Raw genomic sequence first — 21,122 nt, forward strand, 5'->3', positions numbered from 1 at the left:
ATGAAGACGCGCCGCCCTGCCACCTCGCCATCGCGCTGGATCTTCCCCGTGCTGCTGGCGCTCGCCCTGCTGGCCCTGTTCATGGCGCGCCCGGTATCGATCAGCGGCGACGCCCTCGAGTACACGGTCGACGCCGTCGCCATCGCCACCCACGGCACGCCGGACATCCGCAGCAGCGACATCGACCGCACCATGGCGCTGCTGCCGGGGCGCTTCGACGGTTTGTTCCGCATGCTGCAGGACGAGATGCGGCGCGGCGTGCCGGACGTGTATCCCGCCTTCGCGCGCGGGCGCGAGGGGGCCGTGTATCCGGTCCACTTCTTCGGCTATCCGCTGCTGGCCGCCTTGCCCCTGAAGTTGATGGAGGCGCTCGGCCAGCCGCCCTTCAAGGCTTTCCAGGCGGTGAACCTGGCCTTCGTCTTCGTGCTGGGCCTGGCCCTGCGCCGCTTTTTCGCCTCCAGCGCACGCGCGGCCCTTGGCCTGCTGCTGTTCATGCTCTGCTGCGGGGTGCTGTACTGGACCTGGACCAGCCCGGAATGCATGAGCGCCGCGGCCCTGCTGGGCGCACTGCTGCTGTTCACCAGCGGCATGCCGGTGGCCGGCGCCCTGCTGGCGGGCCTCGCGGCGCAGCAGAACCCGACCATCGTGTTCTTCTTCGTGTTCGCACCGTTCATCCGCATGACGCTGAACTGGGACCGCAACCGCGGCCTGCCCGGCAACCTGCGCGGGCAAGCCGGCGCGCGCACCGTGGCGGCGCTGGCGGCCGGCGCCCTGGTTGCGGCCCTGCCCATCCTGTTCAACCTCTACCACTACGGCGTGCCGAACCTGATCGTCGCCCGCTTCTCCGACCCGGGCCTGATCGGCAGCACCCGCCTGCTTTCTTTCTTCGCCGACCTGAACCAGGGCATGGTGATCGCCATCCCCGGCGTGCTGGCGGCCCTGTTGCTGGTGCGCGGGCGCGGCCTGCGCCTGCTGGCCCTGTGCCTGCTGTTCACGCTGGCCTTAGTGCTGCCGGCCCTGGCCGTGATCAACTGGAATTCCGGCGCCGCCGGCCCGATGCGCTACGTGGCCTGGGCCTCGATGCCGCTGCTGTTCGCGCTGCTGGCCATGCTGCGCGAGCTGCCCAGCTGGCGCCCTGCCGCTTTGGCGGCCGTGCTGGCGCTGCAGGCGGCGGCGATGGTGCACGCCACGCGCTACGAGTACATCGAGTTCAGCCCGCTGGCCGCCCTGGTGCTGAAGCATGCACCAGGCTGGTACCACCCCGAACCGGAAATTTTCGCCGAGCGCATGGGCCATCACGACAACTGGGTCGAGCCGGAAAAAATCTATACTTACGATGTCGGCGGCCGGCGCGTCAAGACGCTGGTGCACGCGTCCAAGGGCGGGCTCGACGCCGCCCTGTGCGGCGCCGGCGCCAGGCTGGCGCCGGGCAACCCGGTCACGGACAGCGCGCGCGGCTGGCGCTACCTGGACGGTCCGCTGCTGTGCACCGCCGCGCCAGGCCCATCGACCGCCATATCGTCTGCACTATCGACTGGAAGCACGCCATGAACGCACCCACCACCACCAGTTTGACCGTCCCGGCAGGCAGCGCCCTCGCCCTCGCGGACGCGGTCGCGGTCGTGATCCCGAGCTACAAGGTCACCCGCCACATCCTCGGCGTGATCGAGGGCATCGGTCCCGAAGTCGCGCGCATCTACGTGGTCGACGACCGCTGCCCGGACGGCAGCGGCGCCTTCGTGCGCGAGCACTGCCGCGACCCGCGCGTGGTCGTGCTCGAGCATGCCGAGAACCAGGGCGTGGGCGGCGCCGTCATGACCGGCTACCGCCAGGCGATCCTGGATGGCGCCAAGGTGATGGTGAAGATCGACGGCGACGGCCAGATGGACCCCAGCCTGCTGCCGAATTTCATCGCACCGATCCTGGCCGGCGAAGCCGACTACACCAAGGGCAACCGCTTCTTCAACCTCGAGCGCATAGGGGCCATGCCGCCGATGCGCCTGTTCGGCAATGCGGTGCTGTCGCTGATGGCCAAGCTGTCCTCGGGCTACTGGGACCTGTTCGACCCGACCAACGGCTACACCGCGATCCATGCCGACGCGGCGCGCTTCCTGCCTTTCGACAAGATCAGCAAGCGCTATTTCTTCGAATCCGACATGCTGTTCCGCCTGAACATCCTGGGCGCGGTGGTGACCGACGTGCCAATGGACGCGGTGTATGGCGACGAAGTGAGCAACCTGAAGATCTCGAAGATCGTCACCGAATTCTTCTCCAAGCACGTGCGCAATTTCGGCAAGCGCCTGTTCTACAACTACTACCTGCGCAACATGTCGGTGGCCTCGATCGAACTGCCGCTGGGGATCTTCCTGACCTGCTTCGGCGCCGGCTACGGCATCTCGCACTGGATCGCCTCGGCGCGCTCGGGCATTTCGACCCCGGCCGGCACCGTCATGCTGGCTGCGCTGCCGGTGATCATGGGCGTGCAGCTGATCCTGGCCTTCCTGGCGCACGACGTTGCCTCGGTGCCGCGCCAGCCGCTGCACAAGAAAACGCTGTACCGCAGCAGCAAATGACGGTGTCGCAGCTCGCTTCCCTGATCCTGTCGCGCCAGTTCGCCGTGTTCGTGACCGGCGGCTTGATCTGCGCGCTGGCCGACGTCGGCCTGATGCAGCTGCTGCTGGCCAACGGCGTGGCCAGCACCGCGGCGGCCAGCGCGGGCTTCGGCGCCGGGCTGCTGGTCAACTACGCCTTCCACAGCCGTGTTACCTTCAATACCGCCGCCAGCCCGGCGAACTTCACGCGCTACCTGTGCGTCGTCGGGGTGAACTACCTCCTGACGATCGGCTGCGTGGCGCTGGCCGAGGCCAAGCTCGACAACCCGCTGCTGGGTAAGCTGCTGTCGCTGCCGCTGGTGGCGGTCAACGGCTACCTGCTCAGCAAATACTGGATCTTCAAGTGATGCAGCCGATGCGATTTGCGCCCGTCCGGAACGACCCCGCCACCCTGGCCCAGTATGGCGCGCTGTTCGCCGCCTGCTTCCCCGGCACGAACAAGTTCACGCCCGCCTATCTCGACTGGCTGTACGTGGCCAATCCGGACGGCGCCGCGGTCGGTTTCGATGCCTGGGATGGCGAACGCCTCGCCGCGCATTACGTCTGCGTGCCGGCCCGGGCCTGGGTCGAGGGCCGGCAAGTGCTGGTGCTGCTGTCGCTGAACACGGCCACCCACCCCGACTACCAGGGCAAGGGCCTGTTCACCAAACTGGCAGCGATGACCTACGAGGCCGGCGCCCAGGCGGGCTTCGACGGCGTGTACGGCGTGGCCAATGCCAACAGCACGCCCGGCTTCGTGCGCAAGCTCGGCTTCCAGCTGGTGCGCCCGCTCGAAGCGCGCGTCGGCATCGGCCGGCTGCAGCATGCGGCCAAGCCGGCGGCCGCCACGCTTTCCTTCGAGCGCAGCTGGACCCCGGCCTCGCTGGCCTGGCGCTGCGCCAACCCGCACAACCGCGTGCACGCGGTGGCAAACGGCAGCAAGCGCCTGCAATTCCACGCCGCGGCGATGGGCAAGCACTTGCCGGCCTATGCCGAGCTGGATGCCCAGGCCGGCCTGGCGCCGTTAAACGGTTCGGCGCCGTCGCCGCTGCGGCTGTTCATCGGCCTGGCGCCCGACGCGACCTGCCGCTACTGGAATTACGCCAGCATCCCGATGCGGCTGCGGCCTTCGCCGCTGAACCTGATCTGGCGCCCGTTCACAGCACGCGTGCCCCTGCTGGACGCGTCGCGCATCCAGTTCACCTTCCTCGACTTCGATGCCTACTGAGACCGGCCACGCGCCAGTTGCGCTGTTCCTGTTCGCCCATCAGGACGACGAGTTCGGCGTGTTCCAGCGCATCCTCGACTGCCGCGCGCGCGGGCTGCGCGTAGCCTGCGCGTATCTCACCGATGGCCGCACCGCCAGCGCCGGCGCCGAGCAGCGCAACCGCGAATCGCTGGCGGTGCTGAGCAAGCTGGGCGTGGCGCCGCAAGACGTGTCCTTCGCCGGCCTGGAGCTGGGCATCGGCGACGCCCAGCTGCCGCTGCACTTGCCCGCCGCCGCCGGATGGATCGCGCGCTGGCTCGATCGCTACCGGCAGGTCGAATCCCTGCACGTGACGGCCTGGGAAGGCGGTCACCATGACCACGACGCGCTGCATGCGCTGGCCGTGACCCTGGCCGCGCAACGCGGCCTGCTTGGGCGCACCTGGCAGTTCTCGCTCTACCAGGCCAAGGGCTTGCCCGGCCCGCTGTTCCGGGTGCTGGCGCCACTACCCGAAAACGGCCCTGTGCAGGCCCTGCCGATCCCGTGGCGCGCGCGCTTGCGGCATCTGACGGCCTGCCTGTCCTATCCGTCGCAGCGCGTCACCTGGATCGGGCTGTTTCCGTTTGTCGCGCTGCACTACCTGCTGCGCGGCGTCGAGCAGCTACAGCCGGTTGCGCCGGCGCGCCTCGGCGAGCGCCCGCACGCCGGCGCCCTGTACTACGAAAAACGCCGCTTCTTCACCTGGGACCAGATGTCCCGGGCGATCGCCGCATGGCGCGCCGCATCCCCTTCCTACGACCACCCTTGAACATGAACACCATCATTCCCGCCGATACCGGACGCCAGCGACTGGTCCTGTGCGCGGCGCTCGCCGCCGTGCTGGCCTGGCTGCTTTACCGTAACCTGGGCCTGTACCCGGCCATCTTTGCCGACGAGTGGTACTACAGCAAAATGGCGCGCCTGACGCCGCTTGGCGAAGCCATCGTGCCCTCCTACCTCTACCTGTGGTTGTTCCGCGGCTCGCTGGCCTGCGGCGACGGCTTCCTCGATTGCGTGCGCATCGCCAACGGCCTGCTGTTCGCCGGCGCCGGCGCCTTCTTCTACTTCGTCGCGCGCGTCTACATGCGGCCCCTGCTGGCAGTGTGCGTCGTGGTGCTGGCCCTGCTGGCGCCGACCAATATCTATACGGCCTATTTCATGCCGGAGGCGAGCTATTATTTCGGCTTCGCCGCCCTGAGCTGGGTCGCGCTCACGCCCCGGGCCTGGTCGCTGCCGCGCCGCGCGCTCCTGCTGGGGGTCGTGCTCGGCCTGATGAGCCTGGTGAAAGTGCATGCGCTGTTCCTGATTCCGGCCGCCAGCCTGTTCCTGGCCGCCGGCGCCTGGCTCGACAAGCACGACCAGCGCCTGCGCACGGCGCTGCTGGCGGCGGCGATCGCTCCGCTCGTCGCGCTCGCCATCAAGTTCGGCCTGGGCTACCTGATCGCCGGCGAGCCCGCGCTCAGCCTGTTCGGCAGCTTCTATGCGAACGCCGCCGCCGGCACCCGCCCGCGCTCGCCGCTGGAACTGCTGGCGCCCGCCTTCATCAACGGCCGCGGCCACCTGATGGCCCTCACCGTCCTGATGAGCCTGCCGTTGGCACTGTTGCTGCACGCCGTGGTCAGCCGCGCTGCACGCCGGCAGGCCGGCAGCGCCCTCAACCGCCTGCAATTGTTCGCCTTCCTGATGCTGGGCTCGGCCGCCGGCATGACGATCGCCTATACCGCCTCGATCGCCCCGCTGGGCCCGCTCGAAGTGGTGCGCCTGCACCTGCGCTACTACACCTTCGTGTTCCCGCTGCTGCTGATCCTGGTGGCGAGCACGATGGAACGCCCCGCCGCTTCCCGTCCGCCGCTGGGCTGGCTGGTCGCGCTGGGACTGGGTACGGTGCTGCTGTTCGCCCTGGTGCGGCTGCCTAATTTTTCGCTCAATCCCGTCGACGGCCCGGAGATTTCCGGCATCAACCTGCGCCTGTGGACCGGCTGGCTGGTGGTCGGGCTGGACGTGCTGGCCCTGGGCTTGTGGGCCATGGGCAGCCGCTTTGGCGCGCCATTGTTCCTGTTCGGCGCGGTGCCGGTGATGCTGGCGCTGGGCACGCAGGAAACCAATGCCTACCTGGCCCAGCTGGTGCCGGGCTGGGGCCCTGACCACGGCGGCAAGTTCGCCCATGCCCACGTGCCCAAGCACGAACACAACCAGATCACGGTGGCCTCGACCGGCACCCAGGAAATCATGCGCGCGCAATTCCACATCGACGCCCCGGACAGCGCCATGCTCGACCTGCCGCCGAACGCGCCGATTGCCGAATACCAGCTGCCGGTGCGCAGGAAGTGGCTGCTGGTGGTCGGCAACCACCCGCTGCCGCCCGGCCTGACCCCCGTGAAAAAGACGAATGAGTATGCGCTGGTGCAGCTGCCGCTGGATGACAGCCGCACGGTCGGCACGGCCGAACTGTCCAAGCCTTACGGCAGCGGGCTGCTGCGCGACGCCGAAGGCTTGTCGCATGCCGAGCAATGGGGCCGCTGGTCGGACAGCAAGCAGGTCGTGCTGCACTTCAATGCGCCCCTGCCGAAGAACCTGCAGGTGATCCTGAACGCCCGCGCCTTCGACGTCAATGCCACCCTGCCCTTCACCATGCGCATCGGCGCCGAGAGCACCCGGTTCCAGCTCTCGCCCTCGCTGCAGGAACTGGGCCTGCGCTTCGTTACCGACGGCAAGCAGCGCAGCCTGAGCATCGAGGTCCCGCGCCCCATTTCGCCTGCCGACCTGGGCAACCCGGCCGATGCGCGCAAGCTCGGCATCGGCATTGCCGACATCACCATCACCGATACCAGCCGGCGCGTCAGCACCCAGGCCCAGGCCGTTCCTTGATCCGGCGCAACCGCCTACGGCGCTAAGTGAAGTCCCGAACGGAGCAGCCCGGCCCGCGCGGGTAGAGTGATTACCTGCCCGGTCACCTTCTGTGGCCGCTTCCAGGAACACGCTCGATGGTAACGGGATCAGACAAGGACGACCGCGCCGGCAAGCCGCTCGACATCCAGGGCGGCGGCCAGAGCGCGGGCGTGCCCGCCGACGGCGAGGTCGAGGGCAATGCCGTCTCCACGCTCGGCAATCCGGGCATCAAGCACTGGCAGGCCGGATACATCGGCCGTGCCGGGCTGGGCGACCGTGGCAACGTCTTCTTTGCCGCCGTCGAAATGACGCGCATGCCCATGGTCGTCACCGATCCCAACCAGCCCGATAACCCCATCGTCTTCACCAATGGCGCCTTCCTCGACCTGACCGGCTACCAGGAGAAAGACGTACTGGGCCGCAACTGCCGCTTCCTGCAAGGCCCGGACACCGACCGTGCTACCGTGGCCGAGTTACGCAAGGCCTTGAGCGAGCAGCGCGCGGTCGCCGTCGACGTGCTCAACTACAAGGCCGACGGCGAGCCTTTCTGGAACGCGCTGTTCATCGGACCGATCTTCGACCATGACGGCAAGCTGCTCTACTTCTTCGCCTCGCAGATGGACGTCAGCGAGCGCCGCGGGATGCAGGAAGCCAATTTGCAGGCGCAGAAAATGGAAGCCATCGGCCAGCTGTCCGCCGGCATGGCCCACGATTTCAACAATCTGCTGCAGGTGATCAACGGCAACCTCGAGCTGGCCCTGCTCAGCAGCAGCTCCAGCCCGAAAGCGGTCGAGCCGATCCGGCGCGCCCAGCGCGCGACCATGCAGGCCGGCAAGCTGACCCAGCAACTGCTGAGCTTTGCACGCAAGCAGCGGCTCGAGCAGAAGGACATCAACCTCAACAGCCTGGTGGTCGAGTTCTCCGACATGCTGGTGCGCACCCTGGGCGACAAGGTGGAGCTGCGGCTCGACCTGAAACCCGGCCTGCCGCCCTGCACGCTCGACACCACCTATCTTGAAATGGCCCTGCTCAACGTGGTGATCAACGCGCGCGACGCCATGCCCGACGGCGGCGTGGTCACCGTCGGCACCGCGTTCACCAGCCAGCAGCGCCGCAGCGCCAACAAGCTGCCGCCGGGCGACTACGTGTCGATCTGCGTGCACGACGAAGGCATCGGCATGCCGCCCGAGGTCGTACGGCGCGCCACCGAGCCCTTCTTCACCACCAAGGGCCTGGGCACGGGCCTGGGCCTGGCGATGGTGCACGGCTTCGTGCAGCAGTCGCATGGCCGCCTCGAGATCGACAGCGAACCGGGCCGCGGCACGCGAGTGCGCATGACCTTCCCGGTGACGCAGGTGAAAGAAGAGGAAAAAGCGGCCGAGACCAGGCCCGACGAGGGCCGCAAATGCCGCATCCTGGTGGTGGAAGACAACGATGACGTACGCGAGCTGGCCGAAGCCATGCTGGCGGCGGCCGACTACGAGGTGCTGTCGGCGCCCAGCGGCGAGCAGGCGCTGGCGGTGCTGGAGACCCAGCCGGTGGACTTGCTGTTCACCGACGTGATCATGCCGGGCGGGATGAACGGGCTGCAGCTGATCGAGCAGGTGCATGCCAGGCGGCCGGAGCTGCCGGTGCTGGTGACCACGGGGTATATGGATGAGTTGCCCTCACGGGGGCAGGCGCTGGATGTGCTGGCCAAGCCGTATCATCATCAGACGCTGCTGGAGCGGGTGCAGGCGGCGCTGCATGCGAAGCGGGCGGCTTGAGTGCCGAGAGAATAACGGAATATGAACCGCAAAGAAACGTAGGGTGGGCAAGTTCCTTGCCCACGCGTTCAAATCACGGTTGCGAGCTACAAGCGCGCATCATTATGCGAACACTGGTTGAACGCGCGGGCGGGAAACCCGCCCACCCTACAGGATTCGACGGCTCTATGGACGCGGGCCGCCACCCAGCAGGTAAGCCAGCTTCTGCTTGCCCGACTTGACGCTATTGGACACCGGTGTCACGGTTTCCTTGCGCGCCGCGCTCGACGGCTCGTAGGGCTTCAGGAACCACGGATCGACCTTCTCGCGGCGCGGGCTGCTGCCGTAGCTCGGGCGTGGCGGGCGTTCGCCGCTGCGCGGGGCGGCGCCGGATTCTTCGGGGGTGCGGCGGCTGCGGCGCTCGCCTTCGCGGGCGAAATCGCGGCCGCCTTCGCGGCCGCCTTCGCGACCGCTTTCACGCGCGCGGCTCGACGGCGCCACGAAGCCGGCCAGGGTGCCGCGCGTGATGGTCTGCTTGATCAGCTTTTCGATGTCCGTCAGCAGGCGCTCGTCCTTGTCCGAGAACACCGACAGCGCGTCGCCCGAGGCGCCGGCGCGGCCGGTGCGGCCGATGCGGTGCACGTAGTCTTCGGCGTTGTACGGCAGGTCGTAGTTGATCACGCACGGCAGGTCGGAGATGTCGAGGCCGCGTGCGGCGACGTCGGTCGCCACCAGCACTTCGATCTCACCGCCCTTGAAGGCGTCGAGTGCGGCCATGCGTTCCTGCTGGGTCTTGTCGCCGTGAATGGCCGAGGCCTTGATGCCCTTCTTCTCGAGGTGAGTCGACAGGCGCGAGGCGCCGATCTTGGTGTTCGAGAAGATGATCACCTGCTTCAGGTTGCGCTCGCGGATCAGGTGCTCGACCACGTCGCGCTTGAGTTCCTCATCGACCTTGTAGACGATCTGGGTAACCTTGTCGGCGGTGGCATTGCTGCGCGCCACTTCGATCAGCACCGGTTTATCGAGGAAGCTGTTGGCCAGCTTCTTGATCTCTTGCGAGAAGGTGGCCGAGAACATCAGGTTCTGGCGCTTTTTTGGCAGCAGGTTGATGATGCGCTGCAGGTCCGGCAGGAAGCCCATGTCGAGCATGCGGTCGGCTTCGTCCATGACCAGCATCTGCACCTGCGACAGGCTGACGTTCTTCTGTTCGATGTGGTCGAGCAGGCGGCCCGGGGTGGCGATGACGATCTCGACGCCGCCCTTCAGGATGGTGGTCTGGCCCTTCATGTCCATGCCGCCGAACACGACGGTGGAGCGCAGCGGCGTGTGGCGCGCATAGGCCTTGACGTTCTCGGCCACCTGCACCGCCAGTTCGCGGGTCGGGGTCAGCACCAGGGCGCGCACCGGATGGCGCGCCGGCGACATGCTGCTGCTGGCATGTGCCATCAGGAGCTGGATGATCGGCAGCGAGAAGCCGGCGGTCTTGCCGGTACCGGTCTGGGCGGCGCCCATGACGTCGCGGCCCTGCAGCACGAGCGGGATCGCCTTGGCCTGGATCGGCGTCGGATGCACATAGCCCTGGTCGTTCAGCGCGCGCAGGATTTCCGGCGCCAGGCCGAGGTCGGCGAAGCGCACGGTCGGCTGCTCGTCGGCGGCGACCTGCTCGACCGGCGCGTCGAGCACCGAGGTGGCGTCGGACTCGGCCACTGCATCCGGCAAGCTGGCCGGCGTATCGACGGCGGCCACCGGTGCGGTCGCGGCCAGCACCAGGTCGGATGCGGTCATCGGGGAGTCGAGCGATTCGGCGCTGGCTGGAGTGTTCTGGGTATCAGACATATTCTTGTTGGACAGTATTTCGTTAGCTCTACGGCTGCGCCTGCGGCACGACACGGCCTGCGCGGGAAGCTTCCAGATGGGACGGCAGGCCGGGGCCGGTGCCGCGGAGGGCGCCGGAACACGGGCGCGCGGACGTAGACGCACTTTAGCGGCCTACACGATACCTGAAATCGCCCCCCCTGTATATAAGGTCCTGTTTCGGGGGAAGTTTTTTACGGACATGGACGAATAGTGCCGGGGGTTTACGGCTGCCAGCCGCGCTGCTGGGCGGCGCGTTCGGCCACCGGGTCGAGCGTGGCGCCGACGATGCGCGCGTCGATCGCGGCCTGCACCGCCGGCGGCAGCACGCTGCCGTCGACCCAGGCCGCGCCCGCCCCGGCCTGGGCCACCACGGGAATGGTCCAGCGCCCGCCGGCGCGGCAGGCCAGGCCGGCGGTGGTGTCGACCACGAAGCTGCGGCAATAGCTGCCGTCTTTCGACACGAAGGTGACGCCGATGCGCACCCCGGTTTCGGACGGTCCGGGGCTGGCCAGCTGGTCGGCCAGGGCGTCGGTGAGCTTGCCGCGCGCCACCAGTGCGCCGTCGCTGGCCATGAGGGTGACCAGGTCGGGGTTGGGCCGCAGCGCCTGCCAGCCGAGCGCGCCGGCGACGGCGCCGATGGCCAGCGCCGCGCCGACGGCCGCCCAGTGGCGCGCCCCCCAGGAGGGCGGCGCCGGCGGGACCGGCGGCACGATGGCGCGTCCCGGGCGGATGGTGTCGATGTGAACGATCTTGGCGCCGCGCGTTGGCGGCGAGCGATGGGGAGGCTTGTTGTTGCCATTGCCGTCGTGGCCGTTGGCCGAGACGCTGAAGATGTGCGAGCGCCCCAGGCTGGAGTGCTCCTTGCGGTGCTGGGCCAGGCGCGCCGCCAGCACCGGGTCGGCGCGGACGGCCCGCTCGACCGCCGCGCGCGCCGGCTCGGCCAACTCGCCGTTGATGTAGGCAATCAGGAGGTCGTCCGAGAATTTCATGCCAGCACGCCAGTTGGTAAGCTAGGAGGTGATCAGTCCATGTTCGTCGAGGACATCGTGCAGCACTTCGAGCCGGATCACGGGATTGTCGAGCATGAGCATCTGGTGCTTCTGCTGGTTGGGCAGCGGCAGCAGTTCGCACCAGCGGTTCGCCACCCAGCCGCAATCGTCGAGGCGGAACGGCGGCTGCACCGGCCAGCGGTGCTGGGGTACGTCGTGCAGCGAAGACAGTACCCGGTCGAGCGCGTCGGACGCGCCCTGCAGTTCGGACGGCACCCGCACCGGGTGGTCGTCCTCGACCAGCTCGGCCTCGGCCATCCACAGCCCGTTCAGGCGCTGTTCGGCGGTGACCACCGTGAAACGCGAACCGCCGCGGCACAGCACCTGCAGCAGGCCCGGCGTGGAGGTGGTGGTTTCGGTGACGGAAGCAATGGTGCCGGAGGCAACGAAACGTTCGGGGTCGCCCTCGGGCTGGCGCACTTCATGTCCCTGCGTGAGCAACACCACCCCGAACGGCGTGTCCTCGGTGAGGCAGCGGCTGATCATGTCGAGGTAGCGCACCTCGAACACCTGCAGCGGCAATACCCCGTCCGGGAACAGTACCGTACTGAGCGGGAACAGCGGCATGGAAATCGTCGACATGATCCCATCATGACAGAATCACAGCGGGGACCGGAGCACGATTGAGGGCCGATTTTTCCGCGTCGGCGTGTTCATGAATCCGGCGCCTGCAACGGCATCGTGCGGATCGCATTGCCGAGGTTGGCGAGCCGCCAGCGCAAGCGCGCCATGCCCGGATCGGGCATCGGCACCACCTGCACGAGCAGCATGCCGCCCGGCAGCGCCGGACAGGGAATCGCCTGCTCGCCGGCCTCCTCGACCGGGAGGCGGAACTCGCCGCCGGGCGCCAGCTGCACCGGGCCGAAGACCAGGGGCGCGCCACTACTGTTGCGCAGCAGCAGGACGTCCTGCACGCCGAGCGTCAGGCGCACGCTGGACTGCCGGCTCTCGGGCCCGATCTCCAGCAGCAGCTCATGGCTGGCGCCACGCAGCGGCGCCAGCGTTCCCCAGACCAAGGCCAGCAGGATGCTGCCCGCCAGCACGGTCAGCGGCCAATGCCGGCGCCAGGCAGGCAGGGCCGTCATGCGGGGTGCGGCGCAGGAGCGCCGGGCAAGTAGATGGTCATCGCGTCAGATTGGTGCATCGAGTAATTTTTTATCAGTAATAGTCTTGCCAAACGCAAGCACTTGCGTGCGCCTCAACCCAGCAAGGATGCGTATCCTACTGCTTTTCGCGCGATTCCGATCAACCTCCCCACGGCCCCCGCCGCGCGTACGACCACATGCAGCAACCTTCTTCCGCCGACACGAGCCGCATTCCCCTGCCCGGTTCCGGACTGATGCCCCTGCTGCTGGCGTTACTGGTGCTGCTTCTCACCCTATCAGTCACCTTCAGCGCCTGGAGCGGCGCCCAGCGCACCGCCCAGGCCCAGTTCCTGGAAACCTTCGATTACCGCACCCGCGAGATGGCCTTCAGCATCAGCCGGCGCATGGCGGTGTACGAGCAGGTGCTGCGCGGTGCGCGCGGCTACCTGCGCGGCTCGGTCGACGTGTCGCGGCGCGACTGGGAAGAATATTACCGGGTGCTGGGGCTGGAGCAGTCGTTTCCCGGGCTGGAAGCGCTCGGCATTGCCGAGATCGTGCCGCCTGCCGCGCTGGCCGCGCACGAAGCGGCCCTCCGGCGCGAGGGTTTCCCCAGTTATGCGGTGCATCCTTCACCGCAGACGGCGGGGCCGCGCCCGCTGTACACCGCCATCACCCGCATCGAACCCTTCCTTGGCGCCAACCTGCGCGCCTTCGGCTACGACATGTTCAGCGAGCCGGCGCGCCGCGCCGCCATGGTGCGGGCGCGCGACAGCGGACTGGCGGCCCTGAGCGGCAAGGTGGTGCTGGTCCAGGACCGCAAGGGCGCGCCGCAGGCCGGCGTCGTCATGTACCTGCCGGTCTACCGCGCCGGGCAGCTGGCCGGCACCGTCGAGCAGCGCCGCGCCGCCATCGTGGGCTGGGTGTACGCACCCTTCCGCATGAACGACCTGATGCGGGAGCTGGGCGGCGCCCATTCGACCGACCTCGACATCGAGATCCACGACGGCGAGCCGAGCGACGGCGCCACCCTGCTCTACCGCTCCACCAATGCGCCCCCGCGCGCGGCGCGCCTCAAGGCCAGCGCCCAGATCGTGCCGGGCGGGCGCACCTGGACCATCTCGATGCGTTCCAGCGCCGTCCTGGAAAACAGCCTCGACACCACGCGCCCGCGGCTGGTCGCGCTTACCGGCATCAGCCTGAGCATACTGCTCAGCATCGTGGTCTGGCTGCTGGCGCGGCAGCGGCGCGGCGCGCTGCAACTGGCGCAGGGCATGACGCTCGAACTGCGCGAATCGCACGACCAGGTTGCCGCCGAGCAGAAGCGCATGCAGGTCATCCTCGAGAACGCCCCCGACGCCTTCCTGGCGCTCGACAGCCGGGGCCGCATTACCGACTGGAATGCCCAGGCCACCCGGCTGTTCGGCTGGAGCGTGCAGGAAGCGATCGGGCGCGACGCCGGGCAATTGCTGCCCGAGGAAGGCCGCGCCGCCTTCCGCACCGCCTTCGAGGCCTTTGCCGCCAGCGGCCACTGCCCGATTCTGGGCAAGGTGACCGAACTGACCGTGCTCGACCGCGAGGGCCGCCCCATCCCGGCCGAGCTGAGCGTGGCGAAACTGGCCGTCGGCAACGGCTTCGGCGCCACCACCTTCGTGCGCGACATTACCCAGCGCAAGGAAACCGAAGCACGCGAGCAGCAGCGCCAGCAGCGGCTCGACGAAGCGCGCCAGGCCCTGAGCCGTTCGCAGAAACTGGAAGCGGTAGGCAAGCTGACCGGCGGCGTGGCCCACGACTTCAACAATATCCTGCACATCATCAGCGCCAACGTGCAATTGATGCTGCGCGCGGACGGTGCCAACCGCAAGCGCCTGCTCAGCATCCTCGATGCGGTCGAGCGCGGTTCCAAGCTGGCCGGGCAATTACTCGCCTTCGCGCGGCGCCAGCCGCTGCACCCCACCACCGTCGATATCGGCGAGCTGCTCGAGCGCATGGACAGCCTGGTGCTGCGTGCGGCGGGCGACAGCATCCGGCTGGAAAAAATCGTCCCGCCCGGGCTGTGGCGGACCCTGGTCGACCCGAACCAGCTGGAAAACGTGCTGCTCAACCTGGTGATCAATGCGCGCGACGCGATGGACGGCACTGGCCGCATCACCCTTGAGCTTAGCAATGTCACCATCGACCATGATCCGGAGCTGGCGCCGGGCGACTACGTCTCGGTGGCGGTCGCCGATTCGGGCCACGGCATGCCGCAGGAAGTGATGGAGCGCGCCTTCGAGCCTTTCTTCACCACCAAGCCCGAGGGCAAGGGCACCGGGCTCGGCCTGTCGATGGCGCATGGCTTCGCGCGCCAGAGCGGCGGCGACATCCGCCTCGCGAGCGCGCCGGGCAAGGGCACGACGGTGACGATCTACCTGCCGCGCCACGCGGGAGCCACGGCCCGCCTGCCTGCCGATGCCGGCGTGGCGGCGCCCCACTGAACGGTTGTACCTCGCCTGCTATTGGGTGTTGAACATGTCGCGGTAGATGCGCCAGTCGCCGCCCACCTTGCGCCAGACGATCAGGTAGCGGCCTTCGGCGGCCAGGACGCGCTCGCCGCCTGGCGGCACGGCATACAGCTCGTAGCGGCCGGTCTCGATTGCCTGGAAAGCGTCGCCATCGGCTTCGCCGGTCGTGAAGCGCGCGCCGGAGACGCCATTGTCCATGGCGCCGGCAAAGAAGGCGGCGATCGCGGCGCGCCCTATGCAGACGGGCCCACCCTGCGGGATCAATTGCGCATCCTCGGTATACAGCAAGGCCGCGCCGCCGGCGTCGCGCCGGCCGACCGCTTCGGCAAGCTGGTTTTGTGCTGCCTGGATCTCGTCTTTCAAGGCCATCTTCAACTCCTTGTCATGGGGGCATGGAGCCCGGTTCGTGAAAAACCATGGAGCTGCGGCGCAGGCCTCACGCCGCCTCCTCCCGATACCGGCTCGACACCCGGTTACGCCCATGCGACTTGGCGTCATACATCGCCAGGTCGGCGCTGCGCAGCAGGGCGTCGGCGTCGAAGCCGTGGTCCGGGAACATCGCGCAGCCCAGGCTGCCCGAGATGCGGTGCACCAGTTCGCCGTCCTCGAAGGGTTCGTTGAGCTGCCCCAGGATGTTCTCGGCCACGCGGGCGGCGTCGTCGTGGCTGTCGCAGTGCGGCAGCAGCACGACGAATTCGTCGCCGCCGATGCGGGCCAGGGTGTCGGCATCGCGCAGGCCCGCGCGCAGGCGGCGCGCCACCAGTTGCAGCAGGCGGTCGCCGGCGGCGTGGCCGTGGGTGTCGTTGACCGGCTTGAACTTGTCCAGGTCGAAGTAGATCACCGCGACCTTGTGGCCATCGCGGCTGGCCGCGCGGATCGCCTGGCGCAGGCGGTCGCCCAGCAGCACGCGGTTGGGCAGCCCGGTGAGCGCGTCTTCGTGCGCCATGCGGTGCATGCGCGCTTCCTCGTGCTTGCGGGCGTCGATGTTCGAGAAGGTGCCGACCATCCGCAGCGGCTGGCCGAGCTCGTCGCGCTCGCCGACGGTGCCGTGCGCGTCGATCCAGCTCCACTCGCCGCTGCGCAGGCGCACCCGGAACTCGGCGGCGAAGTCCGGCGCGCGCCCGGCCAGGTGGCTGCGCAGATCGGCGCGCAGCTGCGGCAGGTCTTCCGGATGGACGATGGCGTCGAGCGCGCTGCCGTACCACGAGATCACCGCGCGGTCGGTGTCGAGGATCATCTGCGCGCGCGGCGACAGCGTGGCCAGGCCGGTGACGACGTCGCAGTCCCAGACGCCATCGCCGGCCGCATTCAGGGCCAGCTTCCAGCGCGCCTCGGCCGCGGCCAGCGCATTGAGCGCGCGGCGGCGGCGGTCGGCCGCTGCGAGGGCGGCCCAGCCCAGCAGCGCCAGCACCACCGACACCAGGCTGCCGACCCAGGCCAGCACCGCGCGCTGCTGCGCGAAGCGGGCATTGGCGTCGCGCACGGCCTGGCCGACCGTCACCACCATGCCGTAATCGGGAATCTTGTGCCAGGCGTAGAAGCGCTCGACCGCGTCGATCTGGCCGGCGCGCCGGAAGCTCCCGGTGAGCGGGCTTTGCTCGTTATGCGGATTGTCCTTCAGGACCGTGCCGATGCCGTGGTGGCGGCCGGCCCGGGTGCTGCGCGCCATGATGGCGCCATCGAGGGTGCGGATCAGCGACACCGAGCCGCTGGGCCCGAGGTCGATGTCCTCATAGAAGCGCACGAAATAATCGGGCGACACGGCGGCGACGATCACGCCCTGCAGCCGGCCGCCGGCATCGCGGATCGAGCGGCTGAACTGGACCGCCCACGATTTGGTCAGCGGCGAGACCACGGGGCGGTGCACATAGAAACGGTCGTCGTTGACCTGCAGGTGGACGCTGTAGGCGGCCGAGCCGCTCATGTCCAGGCCTTCCCGCGCGGGCCCCAGGTTGGTGTAGACCAGCTTGCCGCCGGCGTCGAGTACCTTGATCAGCATCGGCGCGCGGTAGCGCAGGTGGCGCGCATGCTCGCCCACGGTCTGGGCAAAGCCGTCGCGGTCGCGCTGCCAGGTCGAGCGCAACTGCAGCAGCGACAGGTCGACGATGCCGACCGTGGCGCGCACCTCCTCGGAGAAGGCGCGCGCGGTGTTGCGCAGGTCGCGGTTGCTGCCGGCTTCGGCCAGGGAAGTAAAGCGTGATTGTTCCACCGCCACCAGGCCCCAGACGATCGGGAGCATGAAGGCCAGGTAGATCGCGAGCTCGCGCAGCACGCGGGGCCGGAAGAATTGTCCGATGCGCGTGCCCGACGAGGGCGATGACGATAAGGTGGACAAAGGCATGGACGACTATGCGGCAACAAGTAGGCACATCGAGGCGAAGCCGGGCGTCCTGCTCGCGTCCGAAACCGTCGTGGACGCGCCCGTCGTGAATACATTGATTATACCTACTGTTTATTACCAGAACTTATCGTGCGGGGGCAATTGCTGAATTTGCTTCTCGGTGCAGGGTGTGAAATTTTCTTTCACTGCAGCGCCTTGCGTGAAATATTCTTTCACCAGCGCGACAGTGCCGCGCGCAGGCACGCATGCTAGAGTGGCAGCATGAAACTGTTCTATAACGTGATGGGTGCGCTGTGCGTGGTGCTGGGAATCATCGGCATCTTCCTGCCGCTGCTGCCCACCACGCCCTTCCTGCTGCTGGCGTCCTGGTGCTTCGCGCGCGGATCAAAACGCCTGCACCGCTGGCTGCTGTCGCACCGCGTCTTCGGGGACTACCTGCGCAATTTCGAGGCCGGCCGCGGGATCCCGCTGCGCGCGAAGATCGTCGCGACCGTCTTGTTGTGGAGTTCGCTGCTGATGGCGATGGGGCGCTTCGACGGCCTCGCCGCGCCTGCCCTCCTGGCCCTGACCGGAACCTGCGTCAGCATCTATTTATGGCGCTTCGTGCCGACGCTGCGACGCTGCCCTATTGCCCCGCGCTAACAGCTGCGCTTGAGCTCTCCCCTGCCGTTGCCCGGATAGCTCAGGTAGATGCGGTCGGTGCGCGCATCGGGCACCCAGGTCATCTGGATATCGCCGTCGCGCGAAGCGAAGCGGTGGGTGCCGACTTCTTCGAGCCGGACGCGCTGCCAGCGCTCGAAGTCAGCGTACACCGCCTGGTCGAGATAGACCAGGTCGAGCCGGCGCCCGTTGGACAGGGCGTAGGCGCCCTCGACTTCGTTGGCGAGCTGGGTGCCGGTGATCGTGTAGGCGCTGCCGGTGCCCGTGCCGCCGCGCTGGCCCGTGACGTTGACCGTGCCCTGCCCGCACTGGGCAGCCGATGCGAAGGGTGCGGCCAGCAGGCAGGCTGCCGCAAGGAACGGATAGAATTTACGCATGTCATCTCCTCAGGAATGATCGAGTGGCAGCCGCACCATGGCGGCCGTCCTGCAAGATCAGACAGCGGGGCTGGCGTCAAAGTGCGAAAGCGGCCTCGCGTTACGCGAGCGCCTTGAGCGCGATCAAACTATCCTGCTTTTCTACCCTCCTTCAGCCCGACGCTTATGGAAATTCAGTTTCTCGGAACATCAGCCGGCACGCCGACCCGGACCCGCAACATGACGGCCTGCGCGATCCGCAGCAGCGGCGCGAAGCACTGGGCCCTGGTCGATTGCGCGGAAGGCACGCAATACCGCCTGCAGCGCACGCATCTGTCGCCGGTGAGCCTGCGCGCCATCTTCATCACCCACCTGCACGGCGACCATTGCTACGGCTTGCCCGGCCTGCTGGCCACGGCCGGCATGCAGGGCCGGACCGCCCCGATGGCCATCGTCGGCCCGCCGCCGCTGCGCGCGATGATCGAGGCCATCATGGCGGCGACCCAGCTCACCCTGCCCTATCCGATCGACTGGGTGGCCATCGAGGACCTGCCCCATGCCAGGGTGCTGCCCGACCTGGACGTGACCGCCACGGCGCTCTCGCACCGCATCGCCACCCACGCCTACGGCTTCACCGAGACGCGCGTCGAACGCAAGCTCGACCTCGACAAGCTCGCGGCCGGCGGCATCGCTTCCGGCCCCGCCTGGGGCGAGATCCAGCAGGGACGGGACGTGCGCCTGGCGGATGGGCGACAGATCAGCGCCGCGGACTTCCTGCTGCCGCCGCGCAAGCCGCGCAAGATCATCATCGCCGGCGACAACGACCGCCCCGAGCTGCTTGCCGGCGAAGCGGCGGGCGCCGACCTGCTGGTACACGAAGCGACCTATACCGAAGACGTCCTGCGCAAGGTCGGGCCCGGCCCCCAGCACAGCTCGGCGGCCATGGTGGCACGCTTCGCCCGGCAGGCCGGCCTTCCCAACCTCATCCTGACCCATTTCAGCCCGCGCTACCAGGACCGCGGCGCCGGGCCGACCCTGGACGACATCGAGCGCGAAGCGCGCGAGCACTACAGCGGCAGGCTGGCCCTGGCGCGCGACCTGGACCGCTACGAGCTGGCGAAGGACGGCAGCGTGCAGGCTGCTTCTTGAGCTCCAGCTACAATTGCCCCATGCCGAAAAAAACCCCCATCTTCCCCGGCCCGCTGACCGCCCGCGGCGCGGTGCTCGCGGTGCTGCTGTCGAACGCAGACCAGACCGGCGCCGAGCCGATGCGCGGCCGCATCACCCTGGCCGCCATCGTGCGCGCCCTCAAGCGCAAATACCACTGGCCGATCGAGACCGAAAGCTTCCCGTCCAACGATGTCGACGGCCGCGCCACCTGGGCCACCGTCTACAGCCTGCCGCCTGACGTGATCACCAAGGCGCTCAAGGCCGGCGGCCGGGACTGGCTGGCAAGCCGGCGCGCCGGCAAAGGGATGGCGGCCCCGGCCCAGGACGACACGGACCCGGACGATTGAGGCCGGCCGGAGGGCCACGCACCATGCGTGCGCGTACGTGATGGACAAACTGGCAGTATTGAGCGCCGGCGCAACGACGCCACGCAGATGCAATCGATACGCTAGAGAAAGAATCCCATGTTCAATCCCTCCGACCATCCCCACCGCCGCTACAACCCGCTCATGGACGAATGGGTGCTGGTGTCGCCCCACCGCGCCAAGCGCCCGTGGCAGGGCCAGCAGGAAGCGGTGGACCGCGCCGCCAAGCCGGCCCACGACCCCGACTGCTACCTGTGCGCGGGCAATACCCGCGTCAACGGCGAACACAACCCGCCGTATGAAGGCACCTATGTGTTCACGAATGATTTCGCGGCCCTGACGACCGACACGCCCGAAGCGGCGCCCGGCGACGACCCGCTGTTCCAGACCATGAGCGCGCGCGGCACCAGCCGCGTCATCTGCTTCTCGCCCGACCACAGCAAGTCGCTGCCGCTATTGAGCCTGCCGGCCATCGAAGGCGTGGTCAACGCCTGGTGCAAGCAAGCGGAGGAACTCGGCGCGAAATACCGCTGGGTGCAGGTCTTCGAGAACAAGGGCGCCGTGATGGGCTGCTCTAATCCGCACCCGCACGGCCAGATCTGGGCCACCAGCTTCCTGCCCGTGCTGCCGGCCACCGAAGACGCCCGGCAGCGCGATTATTTTGCGCAGCATGGCAAGCCGCTGCTGCTGGACTATGTGGAGCGCGAAGCGGCCGATGGCGAACGGGTCGTGGTCGCAACCGACCACTGGCTGGCGGTGGTGCCCTACTGGGCCAGCTGGCCTTTCGAAACCATCCTGCTGCCGCGCTTCCCGGTGCAGCGCCTGGAAGACCTGGAGGCTGCCCAGCGCGCCGACCTGGCGCTGGCCCTGCAGCAGCTGACGATCCGCTACGACAACCTGTTCCAGTCGTCCTTCCCGTATTCAATGGGCTGGCACGGCGCGCCGTATGGGTCTGACGCTGATACAGCGTGGCAGCTGCACGCGCACTTCTACCCGCCCCTTCTGCGCTCGGCTTCGGTGCGCAAGTTCATGGTCGGCTTCGAGATGCTGGCGGAGACCCAGCGCGACCTGACGCCGGAGCAGGCTGCGGCGCAGTTGCGGGCGGTGCCGGACGTGCACTACCTGCACGCCCAGGGAGGCCAGGGTCTATCTGAGTAACGCCCCGTATGGAGCGGTGAATTTCGTAGGGTGGTCGGGGTAACTCAGGCCAGTGGCCTGAGTTACGAACGACCGCGCGTTCAACATTCGCATGCACTGTGGCGGCGCT

General features: G+C 68.1%; 19 protein-coding genes. 12 read left to right on the forward strand and 7 right to left on the reverse strand.

Going from position 1 to position 21,122, the window contains the following annotated elements; translation table 11 throughout:
- The 7 genes from AC56LR_RS00715 (at window position 1) to AC56LR_RS00745 (ending at window position 8,492) form a co-directional block, all read left to right on the forward strand.
- On the forward strand, window positions 1-1,551 hold the full coding sequence (locus tag AC56LR_RS00715) for a hypothetical protein (RefSeq protein ID WP_497126355.1): 1,551 nt from the start codon (window positions 1-3) through the stop codon (window positions 1,549-1,551).
- Window positions 1,548-2,573, forward strand: a complete 1,026-nt coding sequence (locus tag AC56LR_RS00720) for a glycosyltransferase family 2 protein (RefSeq protein ID WP_497126357.1) — start codon at window positions 1,548-1,550, stop codon at window positions 2,571-2,573. Before AC56LR_RS00715 ends, AC56LR_RS00720 begins: the two co-directional genes overlap by 4 nt.
- Entirely contained in the window at window positions 2,570-2,959 is a 390-nt protein-coding gene (locus tag AC56LR_RS00725) for a GtrA family protein (RefSeq protein ID WP_497126359.1), read from the forward strand. Before AC56LR_RS00720 ends, AC56LR_RS00725 begins: the two co-directional genes overlap by 4 nt.
- A gap of 8 nt (window positions 2,960-2,967) precedes the next feature.
- On the forward strand, window positions 2,968-3,819 hold the full coding sequence (locus tag AC56LR_RS00730; protein ID WP_497126361.1) for a GNAT family N-acetyltransferase: 852 nt from the start codon (window positions 2,968-2,970) through the stop codon (window positions 3,817-3,819).
- Window positions 3,809-4,606, forward strand: a complete 798-nt coding sequence (locus tag AC56LR_RS00735) for a PIG-L deacetylase family protein (protein WP_497126363.1) — start codon at window positions 3,809-3,811, stop codon at window positions 4,604-4,606. The genes AC56LR_RS00730 and AC56LR_RS00735 overlap by 11 nt, the downstream gene beginning before the upstream one ends.
- 2 nt (window positions 4,607-4,608) lie before the next feature.
- Window positions 4,609-6,705 (forward strand): DUF7024 domain-containing protein, encoded by a 2,097-nt coding sequence (locus AC56LR_RS00740; RefSeq protein ID WP_497126365.1) that lies wholly within the window; start codon window positions 4,609-4,611, stop codon window positions 6,703-6,705.
- Window positions 6,706-6,821: 116 nt separating this feature from the next.
- Window positions 6,822-8,492, forward strand: coding sequence for a histidine kinase famiy protein (locus AC56LR_RS00745; protein ID WP_497126367.1), 1,671 nt, complete (start codon window positions 6,822-6,824; stop codon window positions 8,490-8,492).
- A gap of 165 nt (window positions 8,493-8,657) precedes the next feature.
- On the opposite strand, the gene AC56LR_RS00750 is transcribed toward AC56LR_RS00745, so the two are convergent.
- The 4 genes from AC56LR_RS00750 to AC56LR_RS00765 form a co-directional block, all read right to left on the reverse strand.
- Window positions 8,658-10,256: a DEAD/DEAH box helicase gene (locus AC56LR_RS00750; protein ID WP_497126883.1), complete on the reverse strand. Its 1,599-nt coding sequence runs from the start codon at window positions 10,254-10,256 to the stop codon at window positions 8,658-8,660.
- Between the two features lie 293 nt (window positions 10,257-10,549).
- A complete protein-coding gene (locus tag AC56LR_RS00755) occupies window positions 10,550-11,317 on the reverse strand; it encodes an anti-sigma factor family protein (RefSeq protein WP_497126369.1) in 768 nt (255 codons plus the stop codon).
- Window positions 11,318-11,338: 21 nt separating this feature from the next.
- Window positions 11,339-11,959: an LON peptidase substrate-binding domain-containing protein gene (locus tag AC56LR_RS00760; RefSeq protein WP_497126371.1), complete on the reverse strand. Its 621-nt coding sequence runs from the start codon at window positions 11,957-11,959 to the stop codon at window positions 11,339-11,341.
- A 71-nt stretch (window positions 11,960-12,030) separates the two neighbouring features.
- Window positions 12,031-12,462, reverse strand: a complete 432-nt coding sequence (locus AC56LR_RS00765) for a hypothetical protein (RefSeq protein ID WP_497126373.1) — start codon at window positions 12,460-12,462, stop codon at window positions 12,031-12,033.
- 197 nt (window positions 12,463-12,659) lie between these two features.
- Between AC56LR_RS00765 and AC56LR_RS00770 the strand changes: the two genes are divergently transcribed.
- Window positions 12,660-14,936 (forward strand): CHASE domain-containing protein, encoded by a 2,277-nt coding sequence (locus tag AC56LR_RS00770; RefSeq protein ID WP_497126375.1) that lies wholly within the window; start codon window positions 12,660-12,662, stop codon window positions 14,934-14,936.
- Between the two features lie 18 nt (window positions 14,937-14,954).
- Here AC56LR_RS00770 and AC56LR_RS00775 read toward each other — a convergent pair whose 3' ends face one another.
- Together AC56LR_RS00775 and AC56LR_RS00780 are read right to left on the reverse strand one after the other, a co-directional pair.
- Window positions 14,955-15,332, reverse strand: coding sequence for a YybH family protein (locus AC56LR_RS00775; RefSeq protein ID WP_497126377.1), 378 nt, complete (start codon window positions 15,330-15,332; stop codon window positions 14,955-14,957).
- A 67-nt stretch (window positions 15,333-15,399) separates the two neighbouring features.
- A complete protein-coding gene (locus AC56LR_RS00780; RefSeq protein WP_497126379.1) occupies window positions 15,400-17,304 on the reverse strand; it encodes a bifunctional diguanylate cyclase/phosphodiesterase in 1,905 nt (634 codons plus the stop codon).
- A 261-nt stretch (window positions 17,305-17,565) separates the two neighbouring features.
- On the opposite strand from AC56LR_RS00780, the gene AC56LR_RS00785 reads away from it, so the two are divergent.
- A complete protein-coding gene (locus AC56LR_RS00785) occupies window positions 17,566-17,946 on the forward strand; it encodes a YbaN family protein (RefSeq protein WP_497126381.1) in 381 nt (126 codons plus the stop codon).
- Here AC56LR_RS00785 and AC56LR_RS00790 read toward each other — a convergent pair.
- A complete protein-coding gene (locus AC56LR_RS00790) occupies window positions 17,943-18,341 on the reverse strand; it encodes a hypothetical protein (protein ID WP_497126383.1) in 399 nt (132 codons plus the stop codon). The genes AC56LR_RS00785 and AC56LR_RS00790 overlap by 4 nt on opposite strands.
- A gap of 165 nt (window positions 18,342-18,506) precedes the next feature.
- Between AC56LR_RS00790 and AC56LR_RS00795 the strand changes: the two genes are divergently transcribed.
- From AC56LR_RS00795 to AC56LR_RS00805, 3 genes are all read left to right on the forward strand, one after another.
- Window positions 18,507-19,469, forward strand: coding sequence for a ribonuclease Z (locus AC56LR_RS00795; RefSeq protein ID WP_497126385.1), 963 nt, complete (start codon window positions 18,507-18,509; stop codon window positions 19,467-19,469).
- A gap of 20 nt (window positions 19,470-19,489) precedes the next feature.
- Window positions 19,490-19,837 (forward strand): hypothetical protein, encoded by a 348-nt coding sequence (locus AC56LR_RS00800; RefSeq protein WP_497126387.1) that lies wholly within the window; start codon window positions 19,490-19,492, stop codon window positions 19,835-19,837.
- A gap of 117 nt (window positions 19,838-19,954) precedes the next feature.
- Entirely contained in the window at window positions 19,955-21,013 is a 1,059-nt protein-coding gene (locus AC56LR_RS00805) for a UDP-glucose--hexose-1-phosphate uridylyltransferase (protein WP_497126389.1), read from the forward strand.
- Window positions 21,014-21,122 lie beyond the last annotated feature (109 nt).

Source organism: Telluria sp. ZT3P39, from assembly GCF_059685935.1.

What these genes read in the sequence shown, in the direction of transcription:
- AC56LR_RS00715 (WP_497126355.1), top strand. Translation starts at nt 1, where the DNA reads ATGAAGACGCGCCGCCCTGCCACCTCGCCATCGCGCTGGATCTTCCCC.
- AC56LR_RS00720 (WP_497126357.1), top strand. Translation starts at nt 1,548, where the DNA reads ATGAACGCACCCACCACCACCAGTTTGACCGTCCCGGCAGGCAGCGCC.
- AC56LR_RS00725 (WP_497126359.1), top strand. Translation starts at nt 2,570, where the DNA reads ATGACGGTGTCGCAGCTCGCTTCCCTGATCCTGTCGCGCCAGTTCGCC.
- AC56LR_RS00730 (WP_497126361.1), top strand. Translation starts at nt 2,968, where the DNA reads ATGCGATTTGCGCCCGTCCGGAACGACCCCGCCACCCTGGCCCAGTAT.
- AC56LR_RS00735 (WP_497126363.1), top strand. Translation starts at nt 3,809, where the DNA reads ATGCCTACTGAGACCGGCCACGCGCCAGTTGCGCTGTTCCTGTTCGCC.
- AC56LR_RS00740 (WP_497126365.1), top strand. Translation starts at nt 4,609, where the DNA reads ATGAACACCATCATTCCCGCCGATACCGGACGCCAGCGACTGGTCCTG.
- AC56LR_RS00745 (WP_497126367.1), top strand. Translation starts at nt 6,822, where the DNA reads ATGGTAACGGGATCAGACAAGGACGACCGCGCCGGCAAGCCGCTCGAC.
- AC56LR_RS00750 (WP_497126883.1), bottom strand. Translation starts at nt 10,256, where the DNA reads ATGACCGCATCCGACCTGGTGCTGGCCGCGACCGCACCGGTGGCCGCC.
- AC56LR_RS00755 (WP_497126369.1), bottom strand. Translation starts at nt 11,317, where the DNA reads ATGAAATTCTCGGACGACCTCCTGATTGCCTACATCAACGGCGAGTTG.
- AC56LR_RS00760 (WP_497126371.1), bottom strand. Translation starts at nt 11,959, where the DNA reads ATGTCGACGATTTCCATGCCGCTGTTCCCGCTCAGTACGGTACTGTTC.
- AC56LR_RS00765 (WP_497126373.1), bottom strand. Translation starts at nt 12,462, where the DNA reads ATGACGGCCCTGCCTGCCTGGCGCCGGCATTGGCCGCTGACCGTGCTG.
- AC56LR_RS00770 (WP_497126375.1), top strand. Translation starts at nt 12,660, where the DNA reads ATGCAGCAACCTTCTTCCGCCGACACGAGCCGCATTCCCCTGCCCGGT.
- AC56LR_RS00775 (WP_497126377.1), bottom strand. Translation starts at nt 15,332, where the DNA reads ATGGCCTTGAAAGACGAGATCCAGGCAGCACAAAACCAGCTTGCCGAA.
- AC56LR_RS00780 (WP_497126379.1), bottom strand. Translation starts at nt 17,304, where the DNA reads ATGCCTTTGTCCACCTTATCGTCATCGCCCTCGTCGGGCACGCGCATC.
- AC56LR_RS00785 (WP_497126381.1), top strand. Translation starts at nt 17,566, where the DNA reads ATGAAACTGTTCTATAACGTGATGGGTGCGCTGTGCGTGGTGCTGGGA.
- AC56LR_RS00790 (WP_497126383.1), bottom strand. Translation starts at nt 18,341, where the DNA reads ATGCGTAAATTCTATCCGTTCCTTGCGGCAGCCTGCCTGCTGGCCGCA.
- AC56LR_RS00795 (WP_497126385.1), top strand. Translation starts at nt 18,507, where the DNA reads ATGGAAATTCAGTTTCTCGGAACATCAGCCGGCACGCCGACCCGGACC.
- AC56LR_RS00800 (WP_497126387.1), top strand. Translation starts at nt 19,490, where the DNA reads ATGCCGAAAAAAACCCCCATCTTCCCCGGCCCGCTGACCGCCCGCGGC.
- AC56LR_RS00805 (WP_497126389.1), top strand. Translation starts at nt 19,955, where the DNA reads ATGTTCAATCCCTCCGACCATCCCCACCGCCGCTACAACCCGCTCATG.